Raw genomic sequence first — 22,654 nt, 5'->3', positions numbered from 1 at the left:
CGAGGGGAATCGTCGTGGAGGAGGTGCGCTCCGCGTTCAGATCCGTGAGGTAGACCTCGATCCGGTACTTGCCCGGTGGCACCCGGAATGGGATGTGATCGGCGATGTCGTCTCCGATCGCCTGGGTCTCGGTATACCGCGCCACCCGGAGCTCGCGGGTGTGGGCATCCCCCGCGACCTCCCTCTTCCCCTTCTCGCTCACGAAAATGGCCCGGAGCTCGTACGCAGCGTGGTAACCGGACGAAGTGCGCTCGAAGAGGAGCTCGCTGCGCGCGAGGCGGTAGTCGATGCGGACCTCGGGCTCACCGGTCTCGCCGGGCTGGACCGTCGCGTCGGCGGAGAATCTCGGTCGAGCCAGGCTGATGCCGGGGCTTGGGACCTCGGGCGGAGGAGCCGGAACGGGGCTGGGATACTGAGCCAAGGCGCGGCCCACGAGAGGCGGCGCCGGCTCCGCGGCCAGCGTCACCGCCAGAAGGCAGATCAGCCTCTTAATGTAAGAGGACGAACTGGCGTGCATCGTCGATCCCCGGTCCCCGCACTCGCGCGAAGTAGACGCCGTCCGGCGCCTTGCGGCCTCGCCCGTCGCGGCCGTCCCACGCCGCAGTCCCGAATCCGCCTCCCGCCCCGACGGCCTGAACCGACCGGCGGACGAGCCTGCCGGAAGCATCGTGGATGGTTACCTCGACGGTCCCCGCGGGTGAGCCCGGAGCGATCCGAAACGGCAGCGTGAGCGCGGCGCCGCCATTCGGCCGGTAGGGATTCGGGAACGGACGTCCCACCGCGGAATTGGACGGAACGAAGATCGAGCCCTCGGCCACTTTGATCGCGCTTCCGTCCGCGAAGAACGCCTCGAGCCTGTAGCGGCAGGTCGTCCCCGCCACGAGCGAGTCGTCGACCGCCTCCGTCGCGCCCGGGCTCAACAGCGATTTGTTCACGAGCGTCCCCGCGGGCGACGTGCCTTGCCGGCCCGGCAGCAGGTCGCGATAGACGTTGAGCCCCACCATGCCGGGGAGCGACACGGGCGTCCATCGGATCCTGGCGCGAGGAAGGAGGAGCGCGCGATCGAACTCGATCGTGAGCGCGGGCACCACGGTCGGCGCGGGGCTCACGCGGAAACGCTCCAGGGCGAAGCCGGTCGCGACCAGGAGCGTGTCGCCCACCCAGATCCCGTCGCGCGACGCACCCGGAACTCCGATCGGTCCGCGGAGCACGGGGGCGGAAGGATTGTTCAGGTCGACGACAAGCGCCCCCTCGTCTCCCAGGAAGAGAGCGGCGGAGTTGGCCGACCGCGCCACCCCCAGGAGAGCGGGTGTCGCCACCTGAGATTGGAGGACCGGAATCACGGGATTGGAAACGTTGACCACTTGGAGCCCGGCGGCGCCCGTCGCGACCAGGAGCACGTTGCCTGAGAGATCGAGGTCGCGCGCGGCGGTGCCGGTGGGCGTCCCGACCAAGCCAGGAGCATCGGGGTTGCCGAAACGCACCGCGAGCAAGCCGAGCGATTCGTCCGCCACGAACGCGATCGTGTCCTTGACCGCGATGGCGCGGGGATCGGGAATGGAGCCGCTTCCCAGCTGGCCGCGCGGCGCGGGAGAGGCCGGAGAGGTGACGTCAACGAAGGTGAGTCCGGCCCCGACCGTTCCGCGCCGGCCCACCACGACGAGGTCGGAATCGACGACCGCCACCGCGCTCGCCAGGCCCGGGAGCGGGAGCGCGGAGAGGAGCGCGGGTGCCGACGGATCCGTGGTGTCCACGATCTGGAGCCCCTGGCTGCCGGCCGCCAGGTAGGCCCGGTGCCGCGGAGGATCGAGGGCGATGTCCACGACGCGGGTGCTCGATCCGAGCGGGAGGACCCCGACGAGGCTGGTGTCGGATCCGTCCGCGCGGTAGATGCGGAGGCCGCCCGTATAGTCGGCGACGTACGCGAGGCCGGCGCTCCAGGCGACGCGGCGGGTCCGCCCGGTCCCACCCACCGCGGGGATCGCGAGCGTCAGGTCCAGATCCCGGAATTCGATCGCGCCGCGTCCGACCTCGTCCGGGTCCTGCGCCGAGTCGACGTCCTGCACCGAGATCGCGACGCGGCTCCCCGAGAGCGCGATGTGGATCGGCTCGAGCGGAAGCGACTCGAAGGTCGGGTTGATGAGGGTAGCGCCCCCGGAGCCGCTTCGCCTTAAGCGGACGAACGTTCCGGCCTGCGCCGCGGCGACGACGACCGAGTCGTTCGCGTCGACTTCACGGACGTATTTCCCGATGCCGGCCGGACCGGTCACGACGCCCGTACGCACGTTCGCCGTGAGTATGCCGAGACTCCCCGCGCCGATGAACGCGAGATCCCCGCGCCAGACCATCCCCGTCGGAGCCTGGTTCGGAACCGGGATCTCGCTCACGAATTGGGGCTGCGCGGCGCCGGCCGGCAGCCGGTAGAGCGTGAGGAAGAGGCGCTGAAGCGGCGTAGATCTCTCGCTCACCACGAGGAAGGAATCCGACCGAGCGACGATCGCGCGGACGATACGGTCGTCCGCGTATCGAAGCGTCGCGAGCAAGGAGAGCGCGCCGGGCGAGGAGCGGCCGAGGAAGTGGAGCTCGGAGGCGTTCGCGGCCGCGAGCCCATAACCGTTCGGAGAGGCCGCGCCGAGCTTCAGATCGCCCAGGTCGCCGCGCGATCCGATCGCCGCTGGATTCGCGGGATCGGTGACGTCCACCGCCACGATGCCCCGCGTTCCCGCGAAGAGGTAGAGCGTGTTCCCGTCCGCGGCCACCGCGTTCACGGCGCCCGAGGTGCGGAACGCGCCGACCGGCGCCTCCGCGCCCGACACGGCATCGCGGATCTCGACGCCCCATCGCGTGGAGATCGCGAAGAGCCCCGCTGTGGATGGATCCCCGAGCGGAACGGCGGTGCCGTAGGTGGACGAGATCGAGGACGGAAGACCCCTCGTCGCGACGACCTCGGGCAGGGCGTCGGCGGCCGGGGCTGTGGCGGCGAGGAGGCACCCCGCAAGGAGCGCGTGCCGGAGCGGGCGCGACCGTCGAACCGAAGAGGATGTCATCCGCCTCGACGCTATCACGCGCACGCGGAACCCCTCAAGGCGGAAGTCTTTCCGCTTGTCTGCCGCGAAGCGCGTCGCGTAGGGTTCGCGCGTGCATTTGCTGGATCGGATCGTCGCCCCGCTCGCCGCCTTCATCCTCGCCGTGATCTCGACGCTCGGATACGGCGGGATCGTGCTCTGCATGGCCATCGAGAGCGCCTGCATTCCCCTCCCCAGCGAGATCATCATGCCGTTCTCGGGCTACCTGGTGACCACGGGGCGGTTCACGCTCTGGGGCGTCGTGCTCGCGGGCGCCTTTGGAAACGTGCTCGGATCGTGGGTCTCGTACTGGCTCGGGGTGAAGGGCGGCCGCCCTCTCGCCGAGCGCCTCGCGCGCTGGCGCCTGATCCGGGTGGAGGAGTACGACCGAGCGGACGGCTGGCTGAAGCGACACGGGCTTCAGGTCGCCTTCTGGACCCGGCTTCTTCCCATCGTGCGGACCTTCATCTCCTTCCCCGCGGGCGCGGCGCGCGTTCCCTTCTGGCGGTTCTCGCTCTACACATTCCTGGGATCGGCGGTCTGGTCGCTCGTGCTCGCGCAGGTCGGGGTCATGTTCCGCGAGCATTGGGAGCGAATTCGCGAGTACTGGCGCGGGTTCGACCTCGCCGTCGTCGCCGCGCTCGGCCTCCTCTTCCTCCTCTGGCTCCGCAGTCATTTCCGGTCGAGCCACGATCCCGCGCCGCCTGACTCGAGCGGCCCGCGGCGTTGACGCCCTCCGAGCGCCTTTGCTAAACTCCGACGCCTTTTGGGGGATCGTCCAGTGGTAGGACACGTGGCTCTGGACCACGGTACAGGGGTTCGAATCCTCTTCCCCCAGCCAAGCTCATCGCGTGCCACTTCATAGAGCCGGCGTCGTGGCGCTATCGTCTAGGGGTTAGGACGGATGGTTCTCAGCCATCAAACCGGGGTTCGATTCCCCGTAGCGCTACCACTCTTCGCGCGCGGATCGGCGCGGTCGCTTGCGGCCGCGCTGATCCTGTGCGCCTGCGCGTTGTCCGCGCCGGTCTCGGCGCAGCCCCGCGAAACCCCTCGCCCGTCGTCGACCTCGCGCGACTTAGCGCTCCCTGCGAACGTCGAGCGGCTCGACTCCATGGGCGGGATCACGCAGTACCGGCTTCGCTCGAACGGGATGAAGATCCTGCTCTCCCCGAGTCACGCGGCCCCCGTCATCACCTTCCTCGTCGTCTATCACGTCGGATCCCGGAACGAGGCTCCGGGAAACACCGGGTCGGCGCATCTCCTCGAGCACATGATCTTCAACAAGAGCACGAAGAACTTCGGTCGCGCGAACGGCCACCAGACGTTCCAGGAGGTCCTCTACGAGGCCGGCGCCGATTTCTCGAGTACCAACATGACCACCTGGTACGACCGGATGACCGGGTACTCGACGCTGCCGTCCGACAAGCTCGACCTCGCGATACGGATCGAAGCGGACCGGATGGGCCGCGCGCTCATCCTCGACCAGGAGCGGCAACCCGAGATGTCGGTGGTGAGGAACGAGTACGAGATCGGGGAGAACAATCCCGCGCGCGCGCTCGACAAATCGGTCATCGCGGCCTGCATCGTCGCCCACCCCTACCACTGGCCCACGATCGGGTATCGCTCCGACATCGAAGGGGTCACGACGGAGAAATTGCGGGAGCACTACAAGAACTTCTTCTGGCCCAACAACGCCGAGGCGATCCTGGTCGGCGATTTCGACCCGCTCGACGCTCTGCGGCGCTTCGATCGCGAGTTCGGAACCTTCCCGCGCTCCACGACCCCGATCCCGGAAATCATCACGGTCGAGCCGCCCCAGGAGGGAGAGCGGCGCGTCATCGTGAGCCGGCCCGGTGAGGTGGGACTCGTCGAGATCGCCTACCTCCGTCCCGGCGCCCTACATCCCGACTTCATCCCGCTCGATGTGCTGGCCACGATCCTCTCCGGCGGCGTGAACTCGAGGCTCTATCAGGCCGTCGTGGAGACCGGTCTCGCCACCGACGTGGACGCCGAAAGCTACGGCCTCCGGGATCCCTACCCGCTCGTGGCGACCGCGACCGTGTCTCCGGGCTCGACGCCCGCCAAGGTGGAAGCCGCCATCAAGGAAACCCTGTACCGCGTCGCGGAGCATGGCGTGACGGATGTGGAGCTGGCTCGCGCGAAGAGCCGCCTCGAGGTCTCGATCATCCGCTCCCGCGACGGGACCTACCAGCTCGCTTCCTCGCTGGGCGAGGCGGTCGCCTCCGCCGATTGGAAGTGGTTCGTGGGATACATCGACGCGATGAAGCGAGTATCCGCCGAGGATGTCCAGCGCGTCGCCAAGAGCTACCTCGTTCCGGCGCACGCCACCGTCGGCTGGTTCGTGCCGGTCCAGGGCGACGCCGCGCCGGCGAAGCCCGCGCAGGCACCGAGCAAGCGGCCCGCCCGATCGAAGCGGCCGGGCGCCGGCGGGGCGACCGAGACCGCGCGCGGCGAGAGGTTCGCCGATCGCACGCTCCACCGCGTCCTTCCGAACGGGGTGATCCTGGACGTGATCGCGAACCCCGCGGTCCCCACCGTCGCGGTGAGCGGCCTCGTGCTCGCGGGACGCCAGGAGGCGCCGGCCGGGAAGCCGGCGATCCCGTCGCTCGCCGCGATGATGCTGACCCGCGGAACCACGACGCGCGACAAGCGCGCCATCGCGGCGCTCCTCGACGACGTCGGAGCGAGCGTCTCGATCGGCGCCGATCTGAGCGAGGCGACGATCGTGGGCTCCGCCCTCTCGCGCGACGTTCGGCTCCTGCTCTCCGTGATCGCCGACGAGGTCCGGCATCCGGCCTTCGCGCCGGACGAATTGGCGAAGGCCAAAAGCGAGCTCAGGGCCGATTTCCTCCGCAGTTACGAGAGCACCGGCATCCGCGCTCGAGACCGCCTCTCGCGGCTCATCTTCCCGAAGGGCCATCCGTACCGGGCCGCCGACCGCGAGGAGATGCTCGCGAGCCTCGACGCGGCGACGGTGGCGGACCTCCGGTCGTTCCACCGCGGACACTACGTCGGGTCGGGGCTCATCCTCTCCGTCGCGGGCGACGTCGACACGGCGATGGTGGCCGCGCTCGTGGACTCGCTCTTCGCGCCGATCCCGAGGGGCGACCGGCCCGACTACGACCGCGCCCGCACGGCGCCCAACGCGGCGGAGCGCGCGGTGGAGACGATGCGCGGGAAGGCCAACATGAACTTCACGTTCGGAGAGGCCAGCGGGTTGAAGCGCACGGATTCCGAGTGGGAGGCCGCGATCGTCGCGAACGCCGCGCTCGGCCAGAGCTCGCTGACGTCGCGGATCGGGAAGCGCGTGCGCGACCGCGAAGGGTTGAGCTACACCCTGGCGTCGCGATTCGCCTGGTCCGACTACCTGGACGGAATCTGGATGGTCAACGTCGCGGTGGCGCCCAAGAATCTGGCGAAGGCGATGCACTCGACGCGGGAGGAGATCGAGCGCTACTGCAAGGAGGGGATCACCGACGCGGAGGTCGAGACCCAGAAGAACTATTTCGCCGGGAGCTTCCGCGTGCAGCTGGGGACCAACGCCGGCGTGGCCTCCGCGCTCGCCTTCGCCGATAAGTATGGTTTCGGGCCGCGCTACCTGGACGAATTCCCCGATCGGGTCCGCGCGGTCACCCGCGATCAGGTGGACGCGGTCATCCGGTCGCGCCTGCTCCCCGAGAAGCTCCACCTGGTCGTCGCCGGCGACCTCGATTCAATCCCGCAGTAGCGCCCCGGCAACTCCCGCTACTTGATGAGGGTCATGTCCCTCGTCAGGACCTTCGGCCCGACGCGGAGCCGGTAGTAGTAGCGCCCGCTCGCGGCCGGTCGGCCTTGATCATCCGCGCCGTCCCAGCGCACGGTATGCCGCCCCGCGGGCACGTTGGCGTCGACGAGGGTTCGCACGAGCCGCCCGGCCGCGTCGAACACGTGGAGCTTCACCGTGCCCGCGTGGGCCACATCATAGGCGATCACCGTCGATGGATTGAACGGATTCGGCGCGTTCTGCGACAGCCGCGCGATCGGAGCGGTCGGAGGCATCGTGATCGCGCTCACCGACGGGACCGAGCTCGCATCGGCGGGATCGGACCCGAGCGCGATCTCGTAGCGGTCGCGGTACCCGTCCCGGTCGCGATCGATCCCCATCCGCACGCCCGAGCCCGGCGGCACGCCGAGATAGGTGATCGCCTCGCCGGGAGCGTCGGGGAGCCCGCGGAGGAGATCGGCGTCAAGGACGCCCTCCGGGTTGTAATCGCTCTCGAACTTGCGGGCGCCGGTGTATCGGTAGCCGCGATTCTGGCCGTCGATGTACCCGTGCGCCACCAGGTCGCAGTTGCCGATGTCGGCCTCAAGGTAGAGCGAGTCGAGCAGCGACGTCGTTGAGGCCAGATTCTTGGTCGAGGCGCTGATCGTGAGCTGCCGGCCGACCGATGGGGCCATCCCGGTGTCGAACGAGAGGATGAACGACGCGAGGTCGCGCCGCTGCTGCTCGTTCTGGAAATTGAACACCGGGAGGTGCAGAAACGTGATCAGGTTGTCGATCGAGCCGTCGTGAATGTAGCCGAAGCCCCGTTTCTGGGGGCCGGCCGCGTTGGTAAAGCCGGTCTTGGCGTACGCGTTCCGCAGCTGCGGCACCTTCATCCCCTGGCTCTCTTGAAGCAGCGGCCCCGGGATGATCGTCCCGTTCGTGCCGGCCGGGAAGGCGTGGCACGCGGCGCAGGTGCCCCCGTCGTGGTTGTTCGTGTCGAACTCGATCTTCCCGCGCGTCGGACTCGGAGTTGGCGCCGCCGGGTCCGGCCACGTCCGGTCCAGATTCTGATTCGGGTTCGGGGGGTAGACCACCGTCATGATGAAGTCGTTGTACCTCTGCATGTCGGTGGTCGAGAGCTGAGCATCATTCCCCATCAGCTTCACGAAGGCGGGGTTGAAGGCGAGGAAGTTCTCACGGTCGGCCCGCCAGTGCAGGTTCCCCGTTCCGCTCAGCCCGCGCAGCGACTGCGTCGTCATCGGGCCCTTCATCGGATCGAACGGCGGTAGGAACGGCGACTGCCCCGGCGGCACCGGGATGGGATCGCCCTGCGGGTCACCGAGATCCCAGGCGATGTTGTCGAAGTTGCTCGCGATGTGACAGGAGGAGCAGGCGAGATCGCCGTGGCCCGAGAGCGTCGCGTCGTAGAGGAACCGCCGTCCCTCGAACACCTCCCGGGGAGTCGGATAGAAACGAAAGAACGTCTCCCCGACGATGTTCTCCGTGCCGAGGTCCACGATCGAGACCGAGTTGGCGAATCGGTTGAGCACGAAAAGCTGCGCCCTGGCCTCGTCCAGCGCCAATCCGGTCGGGCCCCCGCGCTTCGGCAGCGGGGCGAGCGAGGACGGAATCCGGTTCACCACCGTTCCCTGCGAGAGATCGAAGACCCCCACCCTGTCCGACCCGAGCGCGGCCACGTAGACGCGCGTCTCGGCAGCGTTCACCGCGATGTCGATCGGCTGGGAGAGGCTCAGGTCCCTCTCGAACGACGGGCCCGGAATCGTGTCGTAGACGATGTGGCTGTTCAGGTGCCAGACGTCGGACGGGAGTGTCTGCCCGGGTCGGATCCGCGAAATCCGATTCTGCGCGAACCGTCCCCTTAAGTTCGGCTCGAAGCGCGTGCGGTTGAAGGCCTCGGTGTTCGTGACGTAGACGTTTCCGCTCCCGGGCGCCACGGCGAGGTTGAAGAGGTTGGTGCCTACGTCGGAGACCGTTCGGACCGGCGCCCCCGAGCTCGCGTCGAGGACCTGCACGTCGCGGTCGGGCAGGGTGTAGGGGATGACCGAGTTCCAGGTCTTCTGGGAGGCGGCGCGCTCGTCCACCCAATCGCTTCCGACCTGCTGCACGATGAGGGCGACGTCGGGCGCGGAGGAGGTCAGCTTGCGCGGCGGGCTCGGCGGCGGCGGGCCGCCGCCGGCCCGCACGAGGCTCGCGCTCACGACACTCGTCCGGTTCCCGGCGTCCAGCACGCCGACGTAGACCTCGTTGCCCCACGCGGCCAGGGCGCGCGGGTGCGTGCCCTGGATCGTCTGGTTCGCGGCGAGCGTCGGCGCGAGCGGATCCACGAGATCGTAGAGCTTCACGGCGTCCTCGCCGCTGACGCAGACGAAGGCCCGCTTTGGACTCCCGGCGAAGACCACGTCGGTCGGCTCGTCCCCGACCGTGAGCGTGTTCTCCACGCTGAAGGTCCGTAGATTCACGATGCTCACCGCATCGGAGACGTTGTCGACCACCCAGGCGATGCTGTCGTTGAACGCCGAGACCGAAACGGGCTCCAATCCCACCGGGATCTCGCCGAGCCGGCTCAGGGTGTGGGCACCGATCGTGAGCACCTCGAGCCGGGCATCGGGCGTGTTCACGGCGAGGAGCCGGGTCCGGTCGGGCGTTATGGCCAGCGGATGGACCTGGAGCGCCTCGAAGTTCGCGTAGTCGCTGGTCGCGGTCGTCGAGGAGCGGAGGGACGACGGTCTGAGGAGGAGGAGGATCGCGATCGTCGCGACCCCGGCGGCCGCGAGCACGGCGAGGGCCGGCCTCATGACGGCGACGCGGGAGACGGAAGCGGAAGAACCGGCATGGAGCCTCCTGGAGCGTGTCTCCCGGGACTCGGTTGAAAGCGATCCTACAACCTATTATACCACAGTGTCTTGCTCGGCGCAAGCTCCGGCCAGACGGTCGAGCCCGGGAGGATCCGCCTCCCGCCTCTGAAACGCTTCAACCGCCTCGTGGAGGAGCGCCTCCATCGCCTCGCGATAGACCTGCCGGTCGAACCCGAGTGCGTGGCGCCGGACCTCGGCGGGATTGAATCGCCGCGACTCGAATTCGTCGACGGCCCGCTCCAAGCCCCCCTCCGTCGCCTCGTCGAACAGGACCCCCGTGCCCGCCGCGACGACCTCGGCGGCGCCGCCCTTCCGGAGCGCGATCACGGGGCGGCCGCACGCCATCGCCTCGAGCGGCGCGATACCGAAGTCTTCCTCGTGGGCCTGGATCAGCGCCCTCGAGCCCCGATACGCGTCGCGCAACGCCTCCATCGAGAGCCACTCGTCGAAGCGGACCGTGGGGCCCGCGATGGAGCGCAGCCGGTTCTCTTCGGGGCCGGTCCCGACGATCCGCAGCGGAAATCGCCGCCGGTTCGCGACCCGGATCGTCCGCTCGACCCCCTTATAAGGAACGAGCGCCGACACGACGAGATACGGCGCGGCCGCCCCTCCGGCGCTCTCCACGCCGGGCGAGGCCGCGGCGCCACCCGCGCCGGCCGCCGCGGTCCCCGAATCGGGTTGACCCGCCGGTATCGTCGCGGGCGTGAAGAAGGCGGTGTCGACGGGCGGGTAGATCACGCGCGCGGGACGGCGGTAGTGCTTCGCGATCCGGGCCCGGACATGGCGCGAGTCGGCAACGAAGAGATCGACCCTGTCCGCGCTCACGCGATCCCAGATTCGAAAGTAGTGGGCGATCCAGGGCGCCAGCGCCCGTCCGAGCGCGCTTCCCCGCCCGGGGCCGAAGTAGTCCGGGTAGAGATCCCAGAAGTATCGGACCGGAGTAAAGCAGTAGCAGACGTGGAGCGTGTCCGCGCGCGTGAGCGCCCCCTTCGCGGCGCAGTGGCTGGTCGAGATCACGAGGTCGTAGCCGGTCAGATCGAACGACTCGATCGCCAGCGGATAGAGCGGCACGTACCAGCGATAGTGGCGACGGCCTCCGGGGAGGCGGGCGATCCACGACTCGCGCACGGTTCGGGACTCGATCGTCTTGGAAACGCTGCCGCGGCGGTGAACGAGCGTGTACAGGTCGGCGTGCGGGAAGAGCTCGCAGAGGACCTCGAGGCACTTTTCTCCGCCGCGCATCCCGGTCAGCCAGTCGTGGACGAGGGCGACGCGCAACGTCTGGAGCGTGAGCGCCATCCGCTAGCCGGCCGGCGCCGGGGAGGGCGCCTCCAGCCGATCGGCCGCGTCGGCGAGCCGCCGCACCGTGCGCTCGCGCCCCAGAAGAAGCATGACGTCGAAGATGCCGGGCGTGACCTTCTTGCCGGTCAGCGCGATCCGGGCCGGCATGATCACCTCGCCCGCCTTCACGCCCTCTTCCTTCGCCACGGCGCGCGTGGCCTCTTCCAGCGGATCGTGCTCGAACGGAGTGACCCGCTCGAGCGTCGAGGCGAGCTTTCGCAGGCGGGCGGCGACGCCGGGCTTCGCCTGAAGATCCTGCCAGGGACCCGGCTCGGGTAGTCCATGAAGTGCTGGGGCCGCTTGATCCGGTCCCCGGCCGCCTCGACGGCGCGCATGAGGAACGTGCGGTCCTTGAGCGCCGACTCCGGGAGCGCCTTGGTCGCGCGACGGTGGTCGATCACGAGGTCCGTCCGGCGACCGAGCGGGAGCGCGCGGAAATACTCGCCGTTCATCCACTCCAGCTTCTCGTAGTTGAAGATCGCGGGATTCTTGGAGACGCGGTCCAGCGAGAAGAACTGCGTCAGCTCCTCCATCGTGAAGATCTCTCGCTCCCCGTCGTAGGCCCACCCCAAGAGCGCGAGGAAATTGACCATGGCTTCCGGAAGGAACCCTTCGTCCCGGAAGGATGTCACCGATGTCGCGCCGTGCCGCTTCGAGAGGCGTGTCCCGTCGGGGCCCAGGATCATCGGGATATGGGCAAACTGCGGCGGCGTGAGGCCGAGCGCGCGGTAGATCTGAATCTGGCGGGGCGTGTTCGAAATGTGGTCGTCCCCGCGCAGCACGTGCGTGATCTCCATCGCATGGTCGTCGACCACCGCGGCGAAATTGTAGGTCGGATGGCGGTCGGTCCGGAGAATCACGAGGTCGTCGAGCACCGCGTTCTGAAACGTCACGTCGCCCCGGACGAGGTCGTTCCACGTCGTCTCGCCATCCGGAATCCGGAATCGGATCGCGTGCGGCTCCCCCTTCGCGGCGCGGGCCGCGCTCTCCTCGGGCGATAGCTTGAGGCAGGCGCGGTCGTACTTCGGAGGCTCGCCCCGGCGCATGGCTTCGTCGCGGCGGCGCTTCAGGTCCTCCGGATCGCAGAAGCAGCGATAGGCCTTTCCATCTCCGAGCAGCCGCTTGCCCGCTTCGGCGTAGCGCGGAAGGCGCTCGCTCTGGAGGTACGGTCCGAACGATCCGCCGATCTCCGGCCCCTCGTCCCAGCTCATCCCGAGCCAGCGCAGGGCTTCGTAGATCGCGGCGATCGATTCGTCCGTCGAGCGCTCACGGTCCGTGTCCTCGATGCGCAGCACGAACGCGCCGCCGTGGCGCCGCGCGAAGAGGTAGTTGAAAAGGGCGGTGCGCGCTCCACCGACGTGGAGGAAGCCGGATGGGCTCGGCGCGAAGCGCACCCGCACGGGCGCCGCCATGATCTCTCCTCGGTGGAAGTGGGACCGTTCCGGCGGGCGTCCGCCCTCCGGCTATCGCAGCAGGGTCATCTTCCGCGTCAACGCGGTCCGGCCGATATCGGCCCGGTACAAATAGACCCCCGATGCGGCCGGGAGGCCGTGGTCGTCGCGGCCGTCCCAGCGGGCCTCATGATAGCCGGGTTCGACGCGCCGCGAAACCAGAGTCCGCACGAGGCGCCCGGCGATCGTGAAGACGCGCAGGCGGACCTCCTCCGGTCCCGCCGCGGCGACCGAATAGCCGATCACCGTCACCGGATTGAAGGGGTTGGGGCGATTCTGCGCGAGGGACGGGCGGGCCGGAGGGGCCGCGGCGGCCGGCTCCGTGTCCACCGCGGTGAGAATCGGGAACGTCGCGAGGCCGGTGCGCCAGTTGTCGTGATGGAACATCGGCCACGCCATCCCGCCCTGGTTGAAGGTGCCCGGATAGCGCCATGCGTAAATGTTTCGGTCCCAGCCCGCGACGACGATATCGCACGCGCCGTCACCGTCCAGGTCCCAAACCGCTGGCGTCCCGCGCAGCTCGGCTCCCGTTTCGATCGGAAATCCGCTCACCGGGGTCCCGTCGAATCGGAAGGCGTAGAGGCGGCGGTCCTCCGCTGCGATCAGCACCTCGAGCGCGCCGTCGCCGTCGATATCGGCGACGGCGGGCGACGCCTCCGTGGCGGCGTTCGCGCCCAGCTGGACCGAGCTCCAACCGGGGAGCGTGTTCCCGGCCGGATCGAACGCGGTCAGCTTTCCGTCCGCCCCGCAGATGATCACGCAGAGCGAGGGATCTCCGAGGTGCTTTCGAAGCGGCGCCAGGGCGGGGGACGGCGTGCGGCCGTTTCCGGTCGTCAGCTCCAGCGGGCGCGGCCAGCCTGGGGCGCGCGTTCCCGATGAGGTCAGGACGTAGACGCTGTCGTTCGAGGAAGCCATCGCGATCTCGAGGCCGCCGCCGGGGACGATGTCCCCGATCGCCGGCGAGGAGCTCATGAGACCCGTCGCGACAAAGGGCCATCCCGCGAGCGGGACCCCGTAGCGGAGCGCGTAGACCCGCCCCGCCGAGGTCCCGAAGACGACCTCGCGCACGCCGTCCTTGTCGATGTCCGCGATCGCGGGCGAGGAGATCGTGGTTCCGAGCGGAACGTAGTAGACGCCTTGGGTGGACGGATTCTGGTCGCCGTCCAGAACCTCGGTGCCGTCCGAGTTCCAGGCGTAGAGCCGGGACGAGTTGGAGCCGACCACGATTTCCATGCCTGGATCCCCGTCGATTTCGCCGACCGCGGGGACCGACCAGAACGGCGCCGCTCCCTTCCGCGGCCACCCGGGCATCATCGTTCCGTTCGACTTCCACACACCGACCGTGGAGTCGTCCCAGGACGCCGCGATGATCTCCGGAGTTCCGTCGAAATCGAGGTCGGCGGCGGTCGGAGAGGACGGGATGTAGTGGAGCGCGGTGCTGAAGATGCCGGTCGTGATCGCGTTTTGATCTCCGTCGAGCCAATCGGTGCCGTCGGGACGCAGGACGTAGAGGTACTCCGCGCCGACGATGACCTCGGGCCGATGGTCCCCGTCCAGGTCGGCGAGGCAGACCGACGAGGAGGTCGATTGTCCCATCGGGACGGGCCACCCGGTGAGGGACGGCGGGGTCGTGCTCGCGAGGAGGATGGGAGAGCGCGGCCCCTCGTTGCCGCTCGAGTCGACCGCGCTCACCTGGTAGCGGTACGAGGTCAAGGTCAAAAGCCCCGCGTCCTCGTAGCTGGGAATCCGGCGCACGGGAATCGACATCAACGGCTGCGGCGTGCTGGCGTCGTTCGGACCGCGATAGACCCGATACCCGAGAAGGTCGGTCGCCCCGACCGGGCTCCACCCGATCGTGATCCGGTTGATGCTCGAGGCTTCGACGTTCGGCGCGGCGGGCTGCCCCGGCGCCGAGCGCTCGATCGGGAAGGTCCACGAATGCCCGTACGTATCTTGAAGCTTGAGGTCGTAGAGGCGTCCTGAGGGAACGGCGGTGACCGAGAATCGGAGCGCGGGCGTCGTGGCGGTGGCGCCCGCGGCCACGTCGCCCAGGGTCGCGTTCGTGTCGATGAGCGTGACCCCGGAAGCCGGGTTCAAGACCTGGACCGTCACGCTCCGCGCGCGCGCGCCGCCGTCGTTTCCCACGGTGTACGCAAGCGATGCGGTCTCCCCCGGATCGAGGACGCCGTTCCCGTTGCCTCCCGCTCCGGCGTCGCTGAACACATTCGCGGCGAGAAGCGGCGCGGGCGCTCCGACGGCGAGCGCGATCTGCGTGGTATCGGAGCGGACGCCGTCCCCGACGATGATGCGGAGCCGTTCGGAGCGCTCGCTCAGGGGCGTGGCGAGCGCGTGCGCTCTCAGGGTCGAGGGAATCGCGGTCTGGGCCCCGGCCGCCAGGGACGGCGCGACGCCGCTTGAAACGTTGACGGCGACTCCCGCCGTGAGCGCCTGCATCGTGACCTGCAGGGTCCCCGCCCCCGCGCTTCCGCCGGCGTTCCGGATCGAGCCGCCGATCCCGAACTGCTCGCCGGCGCCGACGGTTCCGTCCGCGTCCCCGCCCAGATCGTCCCGCGCTGCCGCGCCCAGGAAGACGTAGAGCGCCGGGGCCGAAGCCGACACCGTGAGCGAGTCGAGGGAGGGAACGCATCCTCTCGACGTCACCGCGAGCGAAAACGATCCGGTCGACGCGGGGTGGAACGGCACGGTCGCCTGCCCGGAAGCGTTCGTGTAGACCGCCCGGTAGTCCTCCCCCGCCTTCCAGGCGACGACGAGCGCCGACTCGACCGGGGCGCCGCTTTTCTGCACCGTCACCGCGAACCCGCCCGCGCCGATCGGAACGGAGCTGGGCCGGGTCACCGTGAGCGGTACGGGAGGGCACTTCCAGATGTCGAGCGAGGGGACGCCGAGGAGGATGGTCTCGAAGTAGCCCCAGCGGGCAAGGGTCTCGGACCGGCCCGACGGCAGCATCGTCGCGCGCGCGCCTTCGATCGCGTCCCCAAGAGGAATCGGGGAGGATCCGAACAGCCGGTCGAAAATCGCGTTCGCGATCGGCGCCGTGTTCTCGGGCCACGCATCCCTCGTCGCACCGACGTACGCCAGGGTTCCCCCGTTCGGAGACCGCACCATCCGCTCCGCGACACAGTCGAAGTCGACCGCCGCGGACGCGCAGTTGTTCGCGATCCAGAGCGCGGTCGACTCCCCCGTCGGGATCGACGCGAGCTCCGGCGCGGTGATGATCGCGTTCCCGAAGGAAAGCTGGGACCGGGAGCCGTGACCGTAGTGCGCCACGACGTGGTAGCCCTGGCCGATCGCGCTCATCGCGTTCGACTTGGTGAAGGGCAAGGAGCCAGGGTAGGCGGTGTAGTTCTCGTAGTAGCGGTCCGAGGCGACGCAGCCCGGCGTGCGGGGGAGCAGCATCTGCGCCTGCTGGGCGCCGTCGCTCGAGATGAACTGCCCCGGCTGCCAATCCGAGGGAAAGAGGACCTCCGCCAGGAGAAGGTTCTGGCCGACGGAGGCCGTCGAGACCCCGGTGGCGTAGCGCAGCGCGCGGTTCACCATGATGGTGGCCTCGGCGCGCGTGTTGGCCGACAGCCTCCCCACCGCGATGTCCGAGACCATGTCGAGGCTGTCCGCGACTTCCCCGTAGACTCCGTTCCCGTTCCCGTCCCACGTCCCGTCGAGATCGGCGTAGTACGCGTCGCTCGGAATGTCCTCCGGGGAGGGCGACAGGACCCGGACGACCCGGAGCGGAATCGCCTCGTGATCCCCGGCCAGGATCGCCCAGCGTATCCCCCAGAGCTCGTACGCGGATCGAAGGAAGCTCCGGACCGCCTGCGCGAGATCGTTCGACCTGGGATCGAGCGCGCGGATCGTCGAGAGACCGCGGACCACGGTGGCCCGACCGGTCCGAGTCTGGTAGTCGGCCAACCGCTGGTAGATGTCGGCCATGGAGTCGGGAGCCACGATGACGCAGTCGACGGGCGAGCCGGAAGTGGACGGGAGGAGCGACGGGGCGAACGGAGCCGCGCGGCCCGCGTCGGGAGCCTGCCGCGCCGGCCGCGGCGGGAGCGCCCAGGCGGACGTCGAAAGCCCGATCACGGCCGCGAAAGACGCGACGACGACCGGCGCTGCCCGGATCATCCGGCGGCGCCTCGAGCTCAGGTTAATGTTTTGGATTGAAGTCCCTGGATCTAATCAGGTTAGAGCTGCGGCGCCAGGACAAGAGGTAGGCCCTCTTACTACCCCTAAACGATAGCGTTTCGGCGCCCGGATTTCAACGGTTTTGGAAGGCGAGTCGGGGGTGCATCCGGTCATACACGTCCCACCGGATCGAGTAGAGGGAGTAGACATACGGAGCCGGTCGCGTGATCCCCAAGTCGGAGATCTCGCGCGCTACCGTAAAGACGTAGGGGTTGGCGGGATCGTCGGTCCGGGCGAGGCGGTTGGCTTCACGGGCGCGATCGATCAAGTATGACGGACGGCCCACCCTCTCGAAGAGGAGGCGGTCGACGATCGCGTCGTACCCCTCGCGGACCGCGATCGGGGCCATGGCGGGCGTGACCAGGCCGAACAGATCGAGCACCGGCCGGTCCGAGTAATATCCGAACGCGCCGATGTCGGGGGTCGCGATCACCGTTTTCGGCGGCGTGTGTCCGCGAGCCCAGAGCCCGAACGTCGCGAGCGAGGATCGGAGTCCCGCCGTATGGCGACGCGCGTGCGGCGCGCTATATCGCAGCGTGAGGTACGCGTTGGGCGCCGCGTAGAGGGCGACGAGGAGGACGACGGCCAGGACCTGGCGCCGCGCCCCCAGCCGGCCGGAGGCCCATTGGAGCGAGGCGACTCCCAGGAGGAGGAGCGAGGGAACGGCGGGGAGGAGGTATCTCGAGATCACTTGAACGCCGCCGGCGGCGAGCCCCGCCACGAGGAGGAGCGGCCACGCTCCGGCCATGAGCCAGAACGCACGCCGGCCCCGCGGCAGGGAGCGTAGGAGTCCCGGCCCCGCGAGCGCCATGGCCACGACGGCCAGCGCGATCGGAATCGCGTCCGTCGAGATCAGGATCCGGAGGGAGGCCCGGAGCGCCGAGATCATGAGGCCCGGCACGAACGGTGCGCCCGCCTTCGCAGCGCTGGTGTTGGGGAGCAGCCGGTGGAACAGGAGCCAGGCGTCCACGAGCCATGGGCCGGCGCCGGCCGCGACGCCCGCGAGCGCCGCGAGCGTCCGCTTGCCGCGCCCCTCCTCGGCCGCGAGCGCGACCGCGCCCACCCCGAGCGCGGCGAGGATCCAGCACTCCGGCCGAGCCAGCGTCGCCAGGCCGAGAAAAAGCCCGGCGAGGAACCCTCCCCTTCCCTCGATCGCGGCCCGTGCTACGGCCCCCAGCGCGAGCACGACAAGGAAGACGGCGAGCGGCGTCTCCATGCCGGAGATCGCCCACCGCGCGGACCAGGCATGGGCCGCCAGGAGCGCGGGCAGGGCAAGCGCGCTCGCGGGACGCCACCCGAGCGTCCTTCCCAAGCGCGCGAGCAGGAGGAGCGAGAGGGCGAGGAAGACGGCCCCGCACGCCTTCGCGACCCACGCGATCTCCGGCATCCGGGCGACGTCCGCCGGGGTCGCACCGGCGCCTGGCACGAATCGGCCGACGCCCGCCAGGAGGAGAACCCAGAGCGGGCTCGTCGATCCGTACGTCGGCTCCCCGGCATTGAAGGCGAAGCCGCGCCCTCCGATCAGGTTCTTCGCGAATTGAAGGTGGATGAAGGTGTCGTCGGTGAGGTAGCCGAGGAACGGCGTCAGGTGTCCGAGGCCGAGAAGAAGGATCGCGACAAGGATTGCCGTGTGACGCGGATGCCAGGGGTGGCGCGGCGCCAATGGCGGTTCCGGAGCGGTCACGCTCCGCTCATTCGGGACGGAGCCAGAGCGAGATTCGGCGCGCCACCGCCTCCGGCGTGAACCCGAGCTTCTCCGCGATTGTCTCGCCCGGCGCGGAGGCGCCAAAACGATTGAGCCCCAGGCGGAGCGCCTCCGACCCCACGAGGGCGCACCAGAGGTCGGTCTGTGCCGCCTCGATCACGACGTAGCGCGCTCCTTCCGGCAACACGGAGCGGCGATACGCTTCGGGCTGGCCCTGGAACCGCTCGACGCAGGGCATCGATACGACGCGGACCGGGATTCCCCTCTTCGCGAGGATCGCGGCGGCGTCCTGGGCAAGCGGGGTCTCCGATCCGGACGCGACGAGGATCGCGTGGGCGCGCGCCCCGGCCGCCTCCTGAAGCACGTAGCCGCCGCGGAGGACCGGCTCGAGGCCGGCTCCGCCCGCGCGGGCGAGCGGATGGAGCTTCTGCCTCGTGAGCGCGAGCGCGCTCGGTCCCTGGCTGCGCCTGAGCGCCGACGCCCACGCGGCGGCCGTCTCCGGGCCGTCCGCGGGACGCCAGACCTCGATGTTCGGAATGAGACGGAGCGACGCGAGCTGCTCGACCGGCTGATGCGTCGGGCCGTCCTCGCCCAGGAAAACGCTGTCGTGCGTGAAGACGAAGATCGACCGGAGCCCGGTCAGGGCCGCGAGCCGGATCGCCGGGCGCATGTAATCCGAGAAGATGAGGAAGGTGGCGCCGAACGGGAGGAACGCGCCGTGGAGCGCCATTCCGTTCACGATCGCGCCCATGCCGTGCTCGCGCACGCCGAAATGGAGGGTGCGGCCGGCGAACTCGATCGGGGCGCCGGGCTTGAGCCCCGCCGGAGCGACGCTTCCCCCTTTCCCGATGTCGGTGATCGTGGAGGGAGCGAGGTCCGCCGATCCGCCGACCAGGGACGGCACCGCCTCCGCCGCCGCCTGAATCACTCTCCCGGACCAGGTGCGCGTCGCGAGATCCAGGGCCGGCTCGACCGCCGCCGCGAGGCGGGCCTCGAGATCGTCCGGGATCGCGCGCCCGAAGAGCGCGTCCCAGCGCGACGCCTCCTCCGGCGCCTCGGCCCTGAGCGAGGCCCATCGCTCTTCCCACGCGGCGCGATGGCGGCGCTTCTCCTCGGCGCCCTTCTTGAAATAGTCGCGCGCCTCGTCCGGGACGAAGAACGCCGGCTCGAGAGGCCACCCCACGGCCTCCTTGGCGCGCTTGGTCTCGTCGGGGCCGAGCGGCTCGCCGTGCGTCTTCGCGGTTCCCTCCTTCGTCGGCGCGCCCTTTCCGATCGTGGTCCTCGCTATGATGATCGAGGGGCGGTCCTCCTCCGCGATCGCCGCGCGAAGGGCCACCTCCACCTGGCCGCGATCCTGACCGTCGATCCGCTGCACGTGCCACCGATACGCCTCAAACCGAAGCCCCACGTCCTCGCTGAACGCGAGCGTCGTGGGTCCCTCGATCGAGACGTGATTGTCGTCATAGAGGTAGACGAGGTTTCCAAGACCCCAGTGCCCCGCGAGCGAGGCCGCCTCCGACGCCACGCCCTCCATGAGATCGCCGTCACTCACGATGCCGAAGACCCGGCCGTCGAGAAGCGGCCCGAGGCGCGGAAACCGGGCCCGCACCATCCGCTGGGCCAGCGCCATGCCCACGCCGTTGCCGAAGCCCTGCCCCAGAGGGCCGGTCGTCGCTTCCACGCCGGGCGTGATCCCGTGCTCCGGGTGCCCCGGCGTCCTGGATTCCCACTGGCGGAAGCGCCGGAGCTCTTCCATGGGCAGGTCAAATCCAAAGAGGTGGAGGAGCGAATAGAGGAGCATCGAGGCGTGGCCCGCCGAGAGGACGAACCGGTCGCGGTTGACCCACGCCGGGTCGGACGGATCGAAATGAAGGAACTTGGCCCAGAGCACGAACGCCATGTCGGCGGCGCCCATGGGCGCCCCCGGATGGCCCGACTTCGCGCGCTCCACGGCGTCGACCGAGAGAAACTTGATGGTGTTGACGCAAAGCTGTTCGATGTCCACGGAAATGGCGGGCATCCATTCCTCCGATGGGACGAAGCGCCGTTCGCGGGATGCGAATTCCAGCCAACGGTGTATCATAATCGGATTCACAATTCATTCCCACGGACAGGGAGTCTCCCGAATGAGCCACGGAAAGCGGTTCGCGACAAGGGGCAGCGGACTCGCGCTGGCCCTGCTCGCCGTCCTCCTCACGACGCACCCCGGCTGCGCCACCAATCCCGCGACCGGCAAGCGGCAGATCTCCTTCGTCTCGCAGAACAAAGAGCTCGAGATGGGCAAGGACGCCGACCCGGCGATCGTCGCCGAGTACGGCCTCTACGGAGACTCCTCGCTCGCCAAATACGTGGACGGGGTCGGCCAGCGCGTCGGCAAGGCCTCGCACCTGCCGGACCTCGAGTGGCATTACCGCCTCCTCGACTCGCCGGTCGTGAACGCGTTCGCGATCCCCGGCGGCTACATCTACATCACGCGGGGAATCCTGGCGTACATGAACTCGGAGGCCCAGCTGGCGGGCGTGCTGGGTCACGAGACCGGCCACGTCACGGCGCGGCACACCGCGCAGCAGATGACGCAGCAGCAGATCGCTTCGGTGGGCTTGATCGCGGGCACGATCTTCGTGCCCCAGTTCCGGCCGCTCGGCGGCATCGCGGCCCAAAGCCTGGGGCTCCTCTTCCTCAAGTACAGCCGCGACCATGAGACCCAGGCGGATGAGCTGGGAATCGCCTATGCGACGAAGGCGAAATACGACCCGCGGGAGATCCCGGCGACCTACGCGACGCTGAAGCGGATCGGGGAGCGGCAGGGCCAGTCGATCCCCAGCTTCATGTCGACGCACCCAGACCCGGGCGACCGCGAGGTGCGCACGCGCCAGCTCGCGCTCGCGTCCGTCTCGAGCACGCAGGGCGACCTCATCATCCGCGCCCCGGAATACCGGAAGCGGATCGAGGGGCTGGTGTTCGGCGACGATCCGCGGGCGGGTTATTTCGAGGACAACCGCTTCTACCATCCCGACCTGGCGTTTCAGATGATTCTTCCTAGCGGATGGAAGACTCAGAATCTGCCTTCGGCGCTCCAGGCTGCCAATGAAGGGTCGGGAGCGATGATGCAGGTCACCCTCGGCTCGACGAAGGATCAGTCGGTGACGCCCGCCGAGTACGTGGATTCCCTGCGAGCCCGCGGGTCGGTCGCGACCGCGACCGGACGGACGGAGCAGTTCCGGGACTTCCCCGCGTGGATCGGGACCGTCATCCTCCAGGGCCAAGGAGGGCAGTCGGAGTTCGCCGCGGGCTTCGTCCGGATCCACCCAGGGCAATTCCTGGAGGTGATCGGACAATCCAAGGCAGGCCTGGCCAACGACGAGATCTACCAGTCGATCCGAAGCATCGCGGCGCTCCGGGATCCGGCGAAGCTGAACGTTGCGCCGGACCGTCTCTCCGTGCAGCCCGCGAAGCGCACCGCGACCTTCGCGACGGTCTGGTCCGATTTCGGACCGCTTGCGATCGGCGTGGAAGACGGGGCCATCCTGAATGGGATGCGCGCCACCGCCGAGGTCCAGGCCGGCACTCCCATCAAGATCGTGACGAAAGGTAAGGGCCGCTAGGGCCGGAGGAAGCTCCAGCCGAGGGCGGTCCCGGCGGCCACGAGCGCGTCCTTCGGCAGCCGGCCCAGCGCGACCGCGAGCAGAAATCGCTTCGCGTCCATCCCGATGATCCCCGCGACGAAGCAGAGCGCGTCGGCCGGCGAGAACGGGAAGAGAAATAAGGGCACGAGCGCGATCCAGCGCTTCCCGGCGAAGAGGTTTTGGGCCTTCTGGACAGCCTCCGTCCCCACGAGCCGCTCCGCGACGGGCCGACCGCCGCTCCGCCCGATCCAGAAGGCGGCCGCCGAGCCGAGGACCGATCCCGCCATGGTGATGAGCGGGCCGATCACCGGACCGTAGAACAATCCCGCGAGCACCGGCACGAAGAACCCTGGGATCGGCGCGAGCAGGATCTGCAGGGCCTGGACGGCGAGCAGCACGAACGGGCCCCACGCGCCGGCGTCGCGAACCCAACCCTCGATCCGCTCCCGCTGGAAATACGGCGCGAGCATGAATCCCAGCACCGTGATCGCGCCTAAGATGGCGACGGCGGCCAAAATCAGACCGATGCTCGGACCGCGCCGCCCGCCCCTCGCCGGGCCCGCGGGTTCTGTTCCGGATTCCTGCCGCGGGGTTGGGATCATTCGGGCGAACTCTACGCGAGCG

Annotated in this window: 11 protein-coding genes, 2 tRNA genes and 2 pseudogenes; 6 read left to right on the top strand and 9 right to left on the bottom strand. The window is 69.2% G+C overall.

The features are described from left to right. Positions 1-488: 488 nt before the first annotated feature. Positions 489-3,251: a hypothetical protein gene (locus E6K79_09650; GenBank protein TMQ63882.1), complete on the bottom strand. Its 2,763-nt coding sequence runs from the start codon at positions 3,249-3,251 to the stop codon at positions 489-491. Here E6K79_09650 and E6K79_09645 point away from each other — a divergent pair. The 3 genes from E6K79_09645 to E6K79_09635 all read left to right on the top strand — a co-directional run bounded on the left by E6K79_09645 (position 3,145) and on the right by E6K79_09635 (position 4,017). Beyond that, entirely contained in the window at positions 3,145-3,795 is a 651-nt protein-coding gene (locus E6K79_09645) for a DedA family protein (protein ID TMQ63917.1), read from the top strand. The genes E6K79_09650 and E6K79_09645 overlap by 107 nt on opposite strands. A gap of 37 nt (positions 3,796-3,832) precedes the next feature. Then, positions 3,833-3,906, top strand: a tRNA-Gln gene (locus tag E6K79_09640). Between the two features lie 36 nt (positions 3,907-3,942). Then, positions 3,943-4,017: transfer RNA gene (locus E6K79_09635), tRNA-Glu, on the top strand. A 386-nt stretch (positions 4,018-4,403) separates the two neighbouring features. On the opposite strand, the gene E6K79_09630 is transcribed toward E6K79_09635, so the two are convergent. Then, positions 4,404-4,637, bottom strand: a complete 234-nt coding sequence (locus tag E6K79_09630; protein ID TMQ63881.1) for a hypothetical protein — start codon at positions 4,635-4,637, stop codon at positions 4,404-4,406. Between E6K79_09630 and E6K79_09625 the strand changes: the two are divergent. Both E6K79_09625 and E6K79_09620 read left to right on the top strand, forming a co-directional pair. Then, a pseudogene (locus tag E6K79_09625) lies at positions 4,525-5,238 on the top strand (insulinase family protein). The gene E6K79_09630 and the pseudogene E6K79_09625 sit on opposite strands and share 113 nt — an antisense overlap. A 108-nt stretch (positions 5,239-5,346) precedes the next feature. Continuing rightward, a complete protein-coding gene (locus E6K79_09620; GenBank protein TMQ63916.1) occupies positions 5,347-6,813 on the top strand; it encodes an insulinase family protein in 1,467 nt (488 codons plus the stop codon). Between the two features lie 17 nt (positions 6,814-6,830). On the opposite strand, the gene E6K79_09615 is transcribed toward E6K79_09620, so the two are convergent. The 6 genes and pseudogenes from E6K79_09615 to tkt form a co-directional block, all read right to left on the bottom strand. Next, positions 6,831-9,647, bottom strand: a complete 2,817-nt coding sequence (locus E6K79_09615) for a hypothetical protein (protein ID TMQ63880.1) — start codon at positions 9,645-9,647, stop codon at positions 6,831-6,833. 93 nt (positions 9,648-9,740) lie between these two features. Continuing rightward, a complete protein-coding gene (locus E6K79_09610; protein ID TMQ63915.1) occupies positions 9,741-10,985 on the bottom strand; it encodes a glycosyltransferase family 4 protein in 1,245 nt (414 codons plus the stop codon). A gap of 24 nt (positions 10,986-11,009) precedes the next feature. Further along, a pseudogene (locus E6K79_09605) lies at positions 11,010-12,460 on the bottom strand (glutamate--tRNA ligase). Positions 12,461-12,511: 51 nt separating this feature from the next. Beyond that, positions 12,512-16,639, bottom strand: coding sequence for a hypothetical protein (locus tag E6K79_09600; protein TMQ63879.1), 4,128 nt, complete (start codon positions 16,637-16,639; stop codon positions 12,512-12,514). 133 nt (positions 16,640-16,772) lie between these two features. Further along, positions 16,773-18,383, bottom strand: a complete 1,611-nt coding sequence (locus E6K79_09595; protein TMQ63878.1) for a hypothetical protein — start codon at positions 18,381-18,383, stop codon at positions 16,773-16,775. Between the two features lie 7 nt (positions 18,384-18,390). Further along, positions 18,391-20,424, bottom strand: coding sequence for a transketolase (gene tkt / locus E6K79_09590; GenBank protein TMQ63877.1), 2,034 nt, complete (start codon positions 20,422-20,424; stop codon positions 18,391-18,393). Here tkt and E6K79_09585 point away from each other — a divergent pair. Further along, positions 20,318-22,009, top strand: a complete 1,692-nt coding sequence (locus E6K79_09585) for a peptidase M48 (protein TMQ63876.1) — start codon at positions 20,318-20,320, stop codon at positions 22,007-22,009. The two genes, tkt and E6K79_09585, sit on opposite strands and share 107 nt — an antisense overlap. Here E6K79_09585 and E6K79_09580 read toward each other — a convergent pair. Continuing rightward, positions 22,006-22,632, bottom strand: a complete 627-nt coding sequence (locus E6K79_09580) for a TVP38/TMEM64 family protein (protein ID TMQ63875.1) — start codon at positions 22,630-22,632, stop codon at positions 22,006-22,008. The genes E6K79_09585 and E6K79_09580 overlap by 4 nt on opposite strands. Positions 22,633-22,654 lie beyond the last annotated feature (22 nt).

This window comes from Candidatus Eisenbacteria bacterium (assembly GCA_005893305.1).
GTDB lineage: Bacteria > Eisenbacteria > RBG-16-71-46 > SZUA-252 > SZUA-252 > WS-9.
The sequence above is the reverse complement of the archived record's forward strand: the minus strand, read 5'-3'. Positions and strand labels throughout refer to the sequence as shown.